The 13,097-nt window shown below is 65.9% G+C and carries 10 protein-coding genes; 5 read left to right on the top strand and 5 right to left on the bottom strand.

Annotated elements, in window-relative coordinates:
* The first annotated feature begins 21 nt into the window (after positions 1-21).
* Both ACQ4WR_RS05435 and ACQ4WR_RS05440 read left to right on the top strand, forming a co-directional pair.
* A complete protein-coding gene (locus ACQ4WR_RS05435) occupies positions 22-702 on the top strand; it encodes a response regulator transcription factor (RefSeq protein WP_436485791.1) in 681 nt (226 codons plus the stop codon).
* Positions 695-2,092 carry a sensor histidine kinase gene (locus ACQ4WR_RS05440; RefSeq protein ID WP_436485792.1) on the top strand — a complete coding sequence of 466 codons (1,398 nt, stop codon included), beginning with the start codon at positions 695-697 and terminating at the stop codon, positions 2,090-2,092. Before ACQ4WR_RS05435 ends, ACQ4WR_RS05440 begins: the two co-directional genes overlap by 8 nt.
* Here the strand turns inward: ACQ4WR_RS05440 and ACQ4WR_RS05445 are convergent.
* The 4 genes from ACQ4WR_RS05445 to ACQ4WR_RS05460 form a co-directional block, all read right to left on the bottom strand.
* The gene (locus ACQ4WR_RS05445) at positions 2,084-2,395 is read right to left on the bottom strand and encodes a hypothetical protein (protein WP_436485794.1); all 312 of its coding nucleotides are present in this window, start codon (positions 2,393-2,395) and stop codon (positions 2,084-2,086) included. The genes ACQ4WR_RS05440 and ACQ4WR_RS05445 overlap by 9 nt on opposite strands.
* A complete protein-coding gene (locus ACQ4WR_RS05450) occupies positions 2,395-3,114 on the bottom strand; it encodes an MgtC/SapB family protein (protein ID WP_436486110.1) in 720 nt (239 codons plus the stop codon). Before ACQ4WR_RS05450 ends, ACQ4WR_RS05445 begins: the two co-directional genes overlap by 1 nt.
* 364 nt (positions 3,115-3,478) lie before the next feature.
* Positions 3,479-6,592 (bottom strand): efflux RND transporter permease subunit, encoded by a 3,114-nt coding sequence (locus ACQ4WR_RS05455; RefSeq protein ID WP_436485795.1) that lies wholly within the window; start codon positions 6,590-6,592, stop codon positions 3,479-3,481.
* A 3-nt stretch (positions 6,593-6,595) separates the two neighbouring features.
* The gene (locus ACQ4WR_RS05460) at positions 6,596-7,828 is read right to left on the bottom strand and encodes an efflux RND transporter periplasmic adaptor subunit (RefSeq protein ID WP_102293606.1); all 1,233 of its coding nucleotides are present in this window, start codon (positions 7,826-7,828) and stop codon (positions 6,596-6,598) included.
* Between the two features lie 406 nt (positions 7,829-8,234).
* Between ACQ4WR_RS05460 and ACQ4WR_RS05465 the strand changes: the two genes are divergently transcribed.
* Complete coding sequence (locus ACQ4WR_RS05465) at positions 8,235-10,763, top strand: sensor domain-containing protein (RefSeq protein ID WP_436485797.1); 2,529 nt, start codon at positions 8,235-8,237, stop codon at positions 10,761-10,763.
* 6 nt (positions 10,764-10,769) lie between these two features.
* Here ACQ4WR_RS05465 and ACQ4WR_RS05470 read toward each other — a convergent pair whose 3' ends face one another.
* Positions 10,770-11,747, bottom strand: coding sequence for an endonuclease/exonuclease/phosphatase family protein (locus tag ACQ4WR_RS05470; protein ID WP_436485799.1), 978 nt, complete (start codon positions 11,745-11,747; stop codon positions 10,770-10,772).
* 37 nt (positions 11,748-11,784) lie between these two features.
* On the opposite strand from ACQ4WR_RS05470, the gene ybaK reads away from it, so the two are divergent.
* Positions 11,785-12,276 carry a Cys-tRNA(Pro) deacylase gene (gene ybaK / locus ACQ4WR_RS05475; RefSeq protein ID WP_436485800.1) on the top strand — a complete coding sequence of 164 codons (492 nt, stop codon included), beginning with the start codon at positions 11,785-11,787 and terminating at the stop codon, positions 12,274-12,276.
* Between the two features lie 97 nt (positions 12,277-12,373).
* Positions 12,374-13,018, top strand: coding sequence for a glycerol-3-phosphate 1-O-acyltransferase PlsY (plsY, locus tag ACQ4WR_RS05480; protein ID WP_436485802.1), 645 nt, complete (start codon positions 12,374-12,376; stop codon positions 13,016-13,018).
* The last annotated feature ends 79 nt before the right edge of the window (positions 13,019-13,097 follow it).

The following is a 13,097-nucleotide window of genomic DNA, read 5'->3' on the forward strand; positions in this document are numbered from 1 at the left end:
ATACAAATGCGAAGGGCAGGCATGAGAATCCTCCTGGTGGAAGACGACCGCAAGGCGGCGCGCCTGCTGGCCCGTGGCTTGCAGGAAGAAGGCTTTGTGGTCGACGTGGCGCACAGCGCGGAAGAGGGCGAGGAGGAAAGCTACGCCGTCGACTACGACGTGATCGTGCTGGACTGGATGTTGCCGGGCAAGCAGGGCATCGACTTTTGCCGCGACTTGCGCGCGCGCGACATCCAGACGCCGGTGCTGATGCTCACCGCGCGCGACGCCACGGCCGACAGGGTGGCGGGCCTGAACACGGGCGCCGACGATTACCTCACCAAACCGTTTGAATTCGAGGAGCTGCTGGCGCGCATCCGCGCCCTGCTGCGCCGCTCCGACATCAGCCGTCCGCTGGTGCTGGCGCTGGCCGACCTGACGCTCGATCCCGTCAGCCACCAGGTGACGCGCGGCGGCGCGCCGCTGGTGCTCACGCCCAAGGAATACGCGATTCTGTTGATCCTGCTGCGCCAGGCGGGCGAGGTGGTGAGCCGCGCGCGCCTGGCCGAGCAAATCTGGCAGGCGGACCTGATCGGCATCGATAACCTGATCGACGTCCACGTGCGCAACCTGCGCGGCAAGGTCGATGCGGCGGGCTTGCCGCAACTGATACACACGGTGCGCGGACGGGGCTTCCGCCTGGCGGAAAACAACGGTGGCTAGCTTTCGCAAGCGCTTGCTGCTGGTGCACCTGGCGGTGATCCTCGCCATCGTCGCCTGCACCGCCCTGGCCGGCTACTGGGGCCTGTCGCGCGCCGTGCATGGCCAGCTCGATGCGGCCCTGCTGGCGCTAGGCGAGACGGAAATGGCCATGCTGCCGGCCGCGCCGCGCCAGCCGGTGCAGGTGCACGAGGTGGCGCCGGGCCTGGCGCCGCCATCGCTGATGCGGCTCGACCGCCTGGTGCAGATCATCGATGGCGAAGGCCGCGTGCTGGCGCGCAGCCGCAACCTGGAAGCGGCGCAGCTGCCCGCGCCACCGGCTCTGCTGGCGCGCCTGGCAGCCGGCGAGACGGTCTTTGAAACCCTGCCGAAGTTTGGCGAGGAGCCGCTGCGCATGGTCTCGATTCCCGTGCCCTCGTCCGGCGCGGGCCTGGCGGTGCAGGTGGCCGGTTCGCTCGACGATACCAACCACGTGCTGGCCGCCGCCACCGTGCTGTTTGGCGCCATGGCGCTGGCCTTGCTGGCGGCCGTGGGCCTGGCCGGCGAGATGCTCACGCGCCGCGTGCTGGGCGCCATCGACGACGTGGTGGATCAGGCGCACTCGATCGGCGAAGCCAGCCTGCACCAGCGCCTGCCGCATCCGGGCACGCCGGACGAAATCGGCCGCCTGGTCGACACCCTGAACGCCATGCTGGACCGCCTGGAACATGGCTACGACGCGCAGCGCCGCTTCACGGCCGACGCCTCGCACGAATTGCGTTCGCCCCTGTCACGGCTGCGCACGGAAATCGAGATTACCCTGCGCCGCCCGCGCGAGTCGGCCGAGTATGTCGATGCGCTGGCGTCCTGCCTCGATGAAGTGCAGCGGCTGACGACCCTGGTGGAAGAACTCCTGATGCTCACGCGCCTGGACGTGGGCCAGGAGCGCAATGCCGTGGAAACCATCGCGCTCAATCCGCTCGTGCGGGCGGCGGCGCAGCGGCTCGACAAGGCGGCGGCGCAGCGCGGCATCCGCATCGTCTTCGATGACAGTGAGGCAGTGCACGCGCGCGTGGCGGCCGGCCCGGTGGACCTGGTGCTGGCCAATCTGCTGGATAACGCCGTGAAGTTTTCGCCGCCAGATACCGTCATCACGGTGCGCGTGGCGCGCGATGGCACGCAGGCGACCGTCGGCGTGGCCGACGCGGGGCCGGGCATCGGCGTGGAAGACTTGCCGCATCTGTTCGAGCGCTTTTACCGGGGCGCTCAGGCGCGCGCGGGCGAGGCGCCCGGCTTTGGCCTGGGCCTGGCCCTGTCGCAAGCCATCGTGCACGCGTATGGCGGCAGCATCGAGGCGCGCAACCGCCCCGACGGCGGCGCGCTGTTTACCATGCGCCTGCCCGCCTCAGAGTGACGGCGTGACGCCTTCCCAGCGCACCTGCCGCACCTGCGGCCAGGCGCCCGCGCGGTTGACGAAGCGCACCAGCACGGCGCGCTGCACCAGCTGGCACAGCACCGTGGCGATCAGGCGCACGACGCGTTTGCCTTCGTCCCAGCTGCGCACGATCTGCGACGGCGCGAGGCCAGCGCCCTGCAATTCGGCCAGCAGCAGGCGCACCACATGGTCGGCCTGCGCCGCAGGGCAGGTGACGGTCAGGCGGTAGGTGGCGACGGCAGGCGCGCGCCGGGCAAACCAGTGAAAGAATTTTTTCATCATCACACTCCCCGTTCGGCGACAAATTCCGCGTTATTGACCAGCGCCCAGCGCACGGCCGAGACGCTGCCTTCCAGGCTCACCTGGCTGACGATCTGCTCCAGCAAACCCAGGCTGGACAGGGGCGTGAGCAGGTCGGCGCGCACTTCGATGCGCCCGGCCTGCGCCGCATCTTCGCTGTGCAAGGATTGCAGCATCAAGGCCGGCATGCCGCTGATCATGCGCAGCATCAGGTTGCGCACCTGGACTTCCTGCTCCGCTTCGCACACGGCGGTGACGCGGTAGATGCTTTCCGTCTCGATGCCGGCCTCGCTGCCGTGCGTGTTGATGCGCTGGGCCAGCTGGCGCAGCACCAGGTTGGCGACCAGCACGAAGGCCGTGCCGATGGCCGCTTCCAGGGAAAACCCCAGGCCGCACAGCACGCCGATGGCGGCCGAGCACCACAGGGTGGCGGCCGTGTTCAGGCCGCGCACCGTCATGCCTTCGCGCATGATGACGCCGGCGCCAAGGAATCCAATGCCCGACACCACCTGCGCGGCGATGCGCATATGGCCGGCGCTATCGCCTTCGAGCACGGAAACCATCACGAACAGCGACGCGCCGACGGAGACCAGCGCGTTCGTGCGCAGGCCCGCCATGCGCTGGCGCAGCTGGCGTTCGGCGCCGATCACGGCGCCCAGGGTCAATGCCGCGGCAACGCGCAGCGCAAAGTCAAATACCACCATTATTTCTCCCGGCTGGGGAGGAACAGGCGAGTGCAGGGGCGAAGTCAATTCGCCCCGAAAGGGGGCAGCAGACGATAACGGTGGAACGATGAGGGGGAATTGCGGCGAATGGACATCGCCGCTGGTAAAACCGCACCTTGCCATGGGCAGGGCGGGCGGAATGCGCGCGTCTTGCCTAAGGCCGATCGCCGATGGTCAATCGACTACTGTCACTGGAACAAGCACCCACGAGTCACTCCGTATCATTGATAACGGGAACAGTCTAGCCAGTGGGGCCGCTTTGGTCAACTGAAGCTCTCTTCAGGAAGCCGCCGCGTCGTCCCCGCCAATGCGGGGACGGTGAAGGCGACCGGTCAAAAGCTTAGTGCGTGGCGCTGGCGGCATCGGCATCGGCGTGCGCATGCTCGCCGCCGCCAAAGAAGCGCGCGGCGCGTTTGCCCAGGCTGTCGAGGTAGGTGTAGGCGACGGGCACCACCACCAGGGTCAGCAGGGTCGAGGTGATGACGCCGCCGATGACGGCGCGGCCCATCGGCGCCTGCGATTCGCCGCCGTCGCCCATGCCGATGGCCATCGGCAGCATGCCGAAGACCATCGCCAGGGTCGTCATCAGGATGGGGCGCAGGCGCACCTGGCCAGCTTCCATCAGCGCTTCGAACTGCCCCAGGCCTTCGCGCTGGCGCTGGTTGGTGAAGTCGACCAGCAAAATCGCATTCTTGGTCACCAGGCCCATCAGCATGATGAAGCCGATCACGGAGAAGATGTTCAGGGTACTGCCCGTGATGAGCAGGGCGGCCAGCACGCCGATCAAGGAGAGCGGCAGCGAGACCATGATGGCGATCGGCTGCAAAAAGCTGCCGAACTGCGATGCCAGCACCAGGTAGATGAAGATCACGGCGATGCCCAGCGCCATCATGGCGCCGCCCATGGTTTCGGCCATCTGCTGCGCATTGCCGGCCACGTCGAAGCGCACGCCGGGCGGCAGGTCGATCGACTGCATGGCCTTTTGCACGTCGGCGTCGACGTCGCCGGCGGGGCGGCCCTGCGTGCCCGCATAGATGGCGACGCGGCGCTGCAAGGCCTGGCGCTTCAGCACTTGCGGGCTGGAAGACGGCACGAAGTCGACCACCTGGCGCAGCGGAATCATGACCGGCTTGCCATTCGCATCGAGTTTGCTCGACGCCAGCGACAGGTCGGCCAGGTCGGCCACCTTTTGCCGGCCGGATTTCGGCAGCTGCACGTTGACGTCGTAGTTCTGTCCGTCGGACGCCAGCCAGTGGCTGACCGTGTCGCCCGCCACGAACGGACGCAGGGCCGCGCCGATCTGCTGCACCGACAAGCCCAGGTCGCTGGCCAGTTCGTTGTTGATCTTCACGGTGGTGGAAGGATTGGCGCCTTCCTGGCTGTACTCCATGTCGGCCAGGCCCTTGATGTTGCGCATCTTGTCCATCAGCGTGTGCGCCACCGCATCGAGCTTGCCTTCATCCGTGCCCAGAATGGCGATGAAGATGGGGCGCTGGCCAACGGACAGGGTGATGCCGGCGATCGGCGCCAGGCGTTCGCGGATCAGCTTTTCCAGTTCCTGCTGCGAGCGGCGCTTGTGCTTTTTGAGGTCCGTCAGTTTCAGGTTGACCTCGGCCGTGTTGCGCCCGTCCTGCGTGCCCACGTTGGCCACCAGGCTGTCGATCTCGGGGAATTCCTTCAGGGCCGTTTCGATCTGGCGCACCTTGGTATCCGTGTAGTCGAGGCTGGAGCCGACGGGGGTCTTGAAGCGCAGGTTGACCCAGCCCTGGTCCGTTTCCGGGAACATCTCGCCGCCGATCATCGGCACGAGCATCAGGCTGGCCGCGAACAGGGCCACGGCCGTGGCCAGGGTGGTCTTGCGCCAGCGCAGGGCGACGTCCAGCACCTTGCCGTACCACACGTGCAGGCGGTCGATGCCCGTCTCGATCCAGGCCATGAAACGGCCCAGCCATGGCGCGTACTTGAAGCGGTCCTTGACTGGGTCGCGCCAGACGGACGACAGCATCGGGTCGAGCGTGAAGCTGACGAACAGCGAAACCAGCACGGCGACGGCCACGGTGATGCCGAACTGCAGGAAGAAGCGGCCGATGATGCCGTCCATGAAGGCCACCGGCACGAACACGGCAACGATGGCAAAGGTGGTGGCCATCACGGCCAGGCCGATTTCATTGGTGCCGTCGTTGGCCGCCTGGTAGTGGTTCTTGCCCATGCCCAGGTGGCGCACGATATTTTCGCGCACGACGATGGCGTCATCGATCAAGAGGCCGATGCACAAGGAGAGCGCCATCAGGGTCAGGAAGTTCAGGGTGAAGCCGAAGGCCTTCATGGCGATGAAGCTGGCCAGCACGGAGATCGGCAAGGTCAATCCCGTGATGATGGTCGAGCGCCACGAGTGCAGGAACAGGAAGACGATGACCATGGTCAGCACGGCGCCCTCGATGATGGTGCGCTTGACGTTATCGAGCTGGCTTTGCACGCGTTCCGATTCGTCGTCGAGCACGCGCAGGGTGATATCGGGCGGCAGGCTTTTCTGCAGGTCGGCCGCCACTTTCAGGATGCCGGTGCCTACCTCCACCACGTTGGCATCCTGCACCTTGGTGATTTCCATCGTCACGGCCTGCTGGCCGTTCATGCGCGAGATCGACAGCTCTTCCTGCTCGCCGTCGATGACGCTGGCCACCTGGTCCAGGTAGACGGGGCCGATGGCGCGGCGCGCCACGATGATCTTGCCAAATTCGCGCGCATCCTTGATCTTGCCTTCCACGCGCACCAGCTGTTCGGCCGCGCCATGGCTGATGGAACCGGCCGGCAAATTGGTATTCGTGGCCTGGATGGCGCGGATCACTTCATCGACGCCGATGCCCTGGGCATTGAGTTCGATGGGTTTGAGGCTGATGAGGATCTGGCGCGCGCGCAGGCCGCGCAGCTTGACCTGCCCGACGCCGGCCACGCCCTGGAAGCGCTTGCTGATGATCTGTTCCGTCATGGTCGACAGCGCGCGCAGGTCATGCCCGGTGGAGGTCAGCACGATGGTGGCGATGGGGCGCTCGTTGTCGCCTTCGGCGCGGGCGATGAACGGATCCTTGGCTTCTTTCGGGAAGCGCGGGCGCACCAGGGCCACCTTGTCGCGCAAGTCCTGCATGGCCTTGTCCATGTTGGTCGACAGCTCGAATTCCAGGTAGACGCCGGCGCGTCCTTCCCACGAGTTGGCGCGGATGGTCTTGATGCCGCTGACGGTGTTGACGGCATCCTCGATGGGGCGCGTGATGTCGTTTTCCACCGCTTCGGGCGAGGCGCCAGGGTAGTTCACTTCAATGGCTGCGAAGGGGAACTGCACGCTGGGCATGCTTTCCACGCCCAGGCCCCGGTAGGAGAAGATGCCCAGCACCACCAGCGCCACCATGACCATGGTGGCAAAGACGGGGTTTTGAATACTGACTTTGGTCATCCACATGGTTTAATCCTTCCGTGCCAGCACGGCCGCCGGCGCGGCAGGGGCGGCGGCGGGCGCGGCGAACGTCACGCCGTGGCCAGGCTTCACGCCATCGAGCTTGGCGACGATGACCCTGGCGCCCGGTACCAGGCCCGACTTGACTTCCGCATAGCCTTCATCCTCGTTGCGCAAGCCCAGGGTGACGGGCTGCTCGACCACCTTGTTGTTGACCAGCGCATACACGACGGGACCCTGCTTTTCGTTGCGCACGGCCGTCAACGGCACCAGCGGCGCCACGCTTGATCGCTCGGTGACGATGCTGCCCTTGGCGAACATGCCGCCGCGCAGCGCGCCATCGCCATTGTCGACGGCGATGTAGACCAGCATGGCGCGCGAGCCGCTCTCGGTGGTGGGGTTGATGCGCGTGACCTTGCCGCTAAAATCGCGCGCGCCGAAGCCGTCGACCTTGAAGTGCACATCCTGGCCCAGCTTGATGCGGGGAATTTCCGCGCTCGGCACGGGCGCTTCAAGTGTCAGCTGCGCCAGGTTGACGATGGTGTAGACGGGCATGTCGGGCGCCACTTTTTCGCCGGCCTGCACGTGGCGCTTGCTGACGATGCCGGCCATGGGCGCGCGGATCACCGTGTCGGCCAGGGCGATGCGGGCGATGTCGACCATGGCGGCCGCCGATTTGACGCTGGCGCGCGCCAGGTCGACGGAGTTCTGCGTCGTGTCGTACGCCGTCTGCGAAATGTACTTTTGCTTGAGCAGGGCCTGGCTGTTGGCTTCATTCTTGGCCGCCATAGACAATCGCGCCTGGGCTTCGTCGAGCATGGCTTGCTGCTGCGTCAGGCGGGCGCGCTGGTCGGCCGCGTCCAGGCGCACGAGGATTTGCCCGGCGGCCACGCTCTGGCCCTCCTGCAAGGTCGTTGCGTGGATTTCGCCCGAGACCTTGGCCTTGATGGTGGCTTGCGTCAGCGGCGCCAGCGAACCGGACAGGGGCAGGCTGATGGCCAGCGCGCGCGCATCGATGGCCGCCACGTCGCCTTGCGCCAGCTCGTGCACGGGCGTCTTTTCCTGCTCCTTCTTCTTGCTGGCCTGCTGTTCCGCGGCCTTGGCCGCTTGCTGCTTCGATTGCATGACGGTCCAGCCGCCGCCGGCCAGGCCCAGCACGACGAGGACCAGCAGGGGCGCGCGCCAGCGGCGCGGGCGGCGGGCGGTGGAAGGGGCGGGCGGGGGCAGTGTCTCGTTTTTCATAGGATTCTTGGTCTGGAGGCGGCGCAGGGCTTCGGCGCCAGGTCTCGGTTCGGCCGGCCTGCGGCGGGCCGGGAGCAATTCGGGTAGCGCACCGCCGTGGCGGCAGCAGACGGCACGCCTGCCGCTGCTGCCGTTCACGGCGATGCGCATGTTGCCACTTTATGAAGAATCAAGTCCGCCTGCCATCGCCGTGCGACAGATTGCACAAAACCGGGGATGGAATGCAAAAAACGGGCGCCAAAGGCATGGCGTGCGGCACGCGCCAGCATGCCTTCCCTGCGCGTCACGATGCTTGAGCTTCCTCAATAAGCCGATTCGCCGGCGCGCAAGAATGACTGGGATGGTTGCGCCACCGGACAGGCCATGGTCTCGCGGTTGCGGTGCGGCCGCGCCACGAGGGGGCCTGATGTCTGATCGGATTGCCGGAGCCGCCCCGTCGCCGGGCCGCCTGCTGCTTGCCGCCGACGCTGGAACCGGGCCGGCCGGCAAGGCGCTGGATTTGCTCTCCATCATTGTTGCCGCAGTGGAGCAGGCGCCCGGCATGGCCGTGCGCGGCATCGACAGCGAAGGCCTGGTGCGCTACTGGAGTCCGGGGGCGGCGCGTCTGTATGGCGTGGCGGCCGAGCTGGCACTGGGCCAGCCGTGGGCCACGGTGGCCGCCGCGCTGCCCGCTGGCGGCGCCCTGGCCGAGCAGTTGTCCGGCGAACTGGCCGCTGTGTGGCAGAGCGGCAAGGCACGCAGCGCGCGGCTGTGGAAACTGGGCAGCGATGGCGCGGCGCCCCGCTGCATCTGTTCCACCGTGTTTCCCGTTCTCCAGGCCGGGCGCGTGCGGCAGGTGGTGTGCATCGATATCGACCTGACGGCCAGCGGCCAGGAGGGAACAGGGCAGGGTGCGCTGCTGTTAATGGGAGACAATTTCCGTCAGCTGTACGAGAAATCGGCCGACGCCATCGTGCTGCTGCGCGACGAACATATCGCCGAAGCCAATCCGGCCGCCATCGCCCTGTTTCAGTGCGAGGGACGGCCACGCCTGCTGGGACGCCGTCTCAGCGATTTTTCGCCCCTGCGCCAGCCCGATGGCGAATTGTCTTCCTCGCGCGGCACGCAACTGGCGGCGCAGGCCCACGCGCAGGGCAACTGGCGCTATGACTGGCGCTATCAAACCTGCCTGGGCGAATTGTTCTGGGGCGAAGTGCTGCTGACCTCCGTCACGCTCGACCATACCTATCTGTTTTACGCCGTGATCCGCGATATCTCCCCGCGCAAACTGGCCGAGCAGGCCCTGTACCTGTCGGCGCAGGTGGTGGAACACGCGCGCGAAGCCATCGTCGTGATGAACGCGCAGCAACGGGTGGTCAGCATGAATCCCGCGTATAGCGAATTGAGCGGCTTTAGCCGGGACGACATGCTGGGCAAGACGTTCATCATGCACCGCACGGAGCCCGACGCGCTGGCGTTCTTCGCCCACGTCTGGGAAGAGGTCGATGCGAATGGCTATTGGCAGGGCGATATCCTGGGGCAGCGCAAGGATGGCCAGCGCTACCCGGCCTGGCTGTCGCTGACGGCCATCCGCGATCCGCAGGGGCAATTGAGCAATTACCTGGCCATCCTCAGCGATATCAGCGAGCGCAAGAAAAGCGAGGAGCACACGCGCCACCTGGCCGAGCACGATTTCCTCACCGACTTGCCGAACCGCGTGCTGCTGCTGGACCGGCTGTCGCTGGCGCTGGCGGCCGCGCGGCGCAAGCTGAGCATGCTGGCCATCCTGTACCTGGACCTGGATCACTTCAAGCACATCAATGACAGCATGGGCCATCACGTGGGCGATTTGCTGCTCAAGGAAGTGGCGCGGCGGCTGGTGCGCTGCGTGCGCGGCGTCGACACGGTCAGCCGCCATGGCGGCGACGAGTTCGTCATCATCCTGGCCGAGGTGGGCGGCATCGACCAGGCGGCCCACGTGGCGGCCAGCCTGCTGCATGCCGTGACCCAGGTCTACCAGCTGGGCGATTACGAGCTGCATGTGTCCACCTCGATCGGCGTGGCCATCTTTCCCAGCGATGGCGAGACCATCGACAGCCTGCTGCACAACGCCGATGTCGCCATGTACCACGCCAAGGAAGGCGGGCGCAATAATTTCCAGTTTTTTAATGCGCACATGCATGCGCAGATCGTCGAGCGGGCCAGTCTGGAGCAAGGCTTGCGCGCCGCGCTGGGCAATGATGAGTTCGAGCTGGAGTTCCAGCCCGAACTCGACGTGGCCAGCGGCGCCATCATCGGCGCGGAAGCGCTGCTGCGCTGGCGCCACCCACAGCTGGGCTTGCTGCCACCCGAGCGCTTCATCGCCGTCGCCGAGGAGTGCGGCTTGATGGTGTCGATCGGCAACTGGGTGCTGCGCCACGCCTGCCTGCGCGCACGCGCGTGGCACGACGCGGGCCACGCCTGGCAAGTCTCCGTCAACCTGTCGGCGACGCAATGCCTGCACAATAATTTGCTGCACAGCGTGCAGAAAGCGCTGGCGGTGTCGGGCTTGCCGGCCGCCTGGCTGGAACTGGAAGTGACGGAAGCGCTGCTGATGAAGGGCGGCGCGCGCCTGGCCGAAGTGCTGGCACAGCTGCGCGCGCTGGGCGCCCGCCTGGCCATCGACGACTTCGGCACCGGCTATTCGCGCCTGGCCAATTTGCGCCATTATCCCGTGGATAAACTGAAAATCGACCCGTCCTTCCTGCCGGGCGCGCCGGATGGGGCCGCTGAGGATACAGCCGTGGCCGCCACTATCATCGCCATGGCGCGCGCCTTGCAGCTGACGGTGATCGCCGAAGGGGTGGAAACGGCGCAGCAGCTGGCGTATCTGCAGGCGCAAGGCTGCCAGCAGTACCAGGGACGCTATGCCAGTGCGCAAGTCGATGGCAGCAGCCTGGCCAGGCTATTGCATTAGCGCCTGTCAGGTCAGATTGCCCAGCAGCTTGATGCGTGCCAGCACCTGGCCATGGTCGGACGCGTACGGCAGGCCCAGCAGCAAATGGTCGTTGACGTAGACCACTTCCTGCACCGCGCCGATGGCGCGCGGCGCGGCAGCGTGGAAGTGTTCGGAGACGAGGATGTGGTCGATCGTCATGTAGGCGCTGTCGTGGATATTCGTGTAGCCGGCGTGGCGCGCCGCATCCTGGCGCAGCTGGATGGCGTTGGCGTCAAACAGGCGCTCGCGCATCTCGGCTCCCGCTTCGCTTGGCGCGCCGGCGCCCATGACGATGGCCGTGGTGACGGCATTGGCGATATCGTTGAAGTCGCCCAGCACGATGCGCGGGCGGCCGCTGTGGCCCAGCTCGCTAACCAGCACGCGCAGGGCCACGGCTTCCGCGCCGCGCCGCTGCAGCGAGCGCAGGTTGGCCAGCGCATACGACAGCGCATCGCTGCCGTCGCCCTGGCGGTAATCGGGACGGCGCGATTTCAAGTGCACGACCACCACGTCCGTGAGGGTTCCCCCGGGCAAGACGACCTGCACATGCAGGGGCGCGCGGGCAAAGCGGCAGGCATCGTCATCGGCGGCATGGCTGCCGGCGGGTAAACTTATGCCGGCAGGAAAGTTCGCAAAGGCCACACCGGGGCCGGCCAGCGGCAAACGCGACACCAGCGCCACCGTGGGCAACATGCGCCCGGAGGCATCCATCGCATCGTAGCCGGCCTGCACGGCCTCGCGGTAGTGGCGCGTGCGCGACAGCACGTCGCGCAGGGCCGCTTGCGAGAAGACTTCCTGGAAACCGATGACGTCGGCATCCAGCAAGTCGATCTGCCGCGCCGTCCACTCCGCCTTGGCCGCGTATTGCGCCGGGCTCAAGGGATCCAGGTTGTCATACAATTTCGCCCCGGCGGCGGCCAGGTTGCAGGCATTGAAGGTGGCAAAGCGGATTTCTTGCTGCATAATTAGCACTCCTCACTGAACGATCAGCGTATCACGCATGGCTAAAAAAGAGCATATTTCCGAAACCCAGGCGACGCAGTTGCTGCGCAAGCACCAAGTTTCCTTTGAAGAACACCCGTATCCGTATGAAGAGCACGGCGGCACCAGCGTCTCGGCGCGCGAACTCGGCGTGCCCGAACATGCAGTGGTCAAGACCCTGGTGATGCAGGACGAGGCGGCGCGGCCGATGATCGTGCTCATGCATGGCGACTGCAAGGTGTCGACCAAGAACCTGGCCCGCTCAATCGGCTGCAAGTCCGTCGAGCCGTGCAAGCCCGAAGTGGCGCAGCGCCATTCCGGCTACATGATCGGCGGCACGTCGCCGTTCGGCACCAGGAAGGCCATGCCCGTGTATGTGGAGCAATCGATCCTGGACTTGCCGCGCATCTACATCAATGGCGGGCGGCGCGGTTTTCTCGTCTCGCTGGCGCCACAGGTACTCATTGATTTATTGAAAGCCAAGCCGGTGCAGTGCGCCCTGCAGGATTAAGAAAACCGGCCCCCGCCCTGTCCGTAGGCGGGGCGCTGGTGTATATTCTGCTGCGCCAGCCTGGATGCTGGTGCAATAAACATAACAAAGGGAAGAAATGAATCCAGTAATTACAACCGTGGCAATGACAGTGGCCGCTTACTTGCTCGGCTCGATTTCGTTCGCCGTGGTAATGAGCAAGGTCTACGGCATTGCCGATCCGCGCACCTATGGCTCGAAAAATCCCGGTGCCACTAACGTGCTGCGCAGCGGCAACAAGGGCGCCGCCATCATGACCCTGCTGGGCGACGGCGCCAAGGGCTGGCTGGCCGTGTTCCTGGCCGACCATTTTGCCAACGCGCTGGGCGTGGGCGACACGGCCGTGGCCCTGGTGGCCATCGCCGTTTTCCTCGGCCATTTGTGGCCCGTGTTCTTCCGCTTCGTCGGCGGCAAGGGCGTGGCCACTGCCCTGGGCGTGCTGCTGGGCATCAATCCATGGCTGGGCCTGGCAACCCTGGCCACCTGGCTGATCATTGCCTACGCATTCCGTTATTCCTCGCTGGCGGCCCTGGTGGCGGCATTGTTCGCGCCGTTTTACTATGGCTTGCTGTTCGGCGTCGATCCCATCTTGCTGGCCGTCATCGTCATGAGCGTGCTGCTGGCCTACCGCCACAGCCAGAACATTGCGAATTTGCTCTCTGGCAAAGAAAGCAAGATCGGCGGCAAGAAGGATGCGGCCAAGGCGCCCGTGAAGAAGAAGTAAAATACCGGAGTCGGACCCGCCGGGGGTAAGCGGCCTGATAGGGCGCATACCGATTCCGAAGGAACTGACCCCAACCTTG

Origin of the sequence: Janthinobacterium amylolyticum (assembly GCF_051380655.1) — a bacterium.
Lineage (GTDB): Bacteria > Pseudomonadota > Gammaproteobacteria > Burkholderiales > Burkholderiaceae_D > Janthinobacterium.

What these genes read in the sequence shown, in the direction of transcription:
- ybaK (WP_436485800.1), top strand. Translation starts at nt 11,785, where the DNA reads ATGGCTAAAAAAGAGCATATTTCCGAAACCCAGGCGACGCAGTTGCTG.
- ACQ4WR_RS05470 (WP_436485799.1), bottom strand. Translation starts at nt 11,747, where the DNA reads ATGCAGCAAGAAATCCGCTTTGCCACCTTCAATGCCTGCAACCTGGCC.
- plsY (WP_436485802.1), top strand. Translation starts at nt 12,374, where the DNA reads ATGAATCCAGTAATTACAACCGTGGCAATGACAGTGGCCGCTTACTTG.
- ACQ4WR_RS05445 (WP_436485794.1), bottom strand. Translation starts at nt 2,395, where the DNA reads ATGATGAAAAAATTCTTTCACTGGTTTGCCCGGCGCGCGCCTGCCGTC.
- ACQ4WR_RS05460 (WP_102293606.1), bottom strand. Translation starts at nt 7,828, where the DNA reads ATGAAAAACGAGACACTGCCCCCGCCCGCCCCTTCCACCGCCCGCCGC.
- ACQ4WR_RS05435 (WP_436485791.1), top strand. Translation starts at nt 22, where the DNA reads ATGAGAATCCTCCTGGTGGAAGACGACCGCAAGGCGGCGCGCCTGCTG.
- ACQ4WR_RS05465 (WP_436485797.1), top strand. Translation starts at nt 8,235, where the DNA reads ATGTCTGATCGGATTGCCGGAGCCGCCCCGTCGCCGGGCCGCCTGCTG.
- ACQ4WR_RS05455 (WP_436485795.1), bottom strand. Translation starts at nt 6,592, where the DNA reads ATGTGGATGACCAAAGTCAGTATTCAAAACCCCGTCTTTGCCACCATG.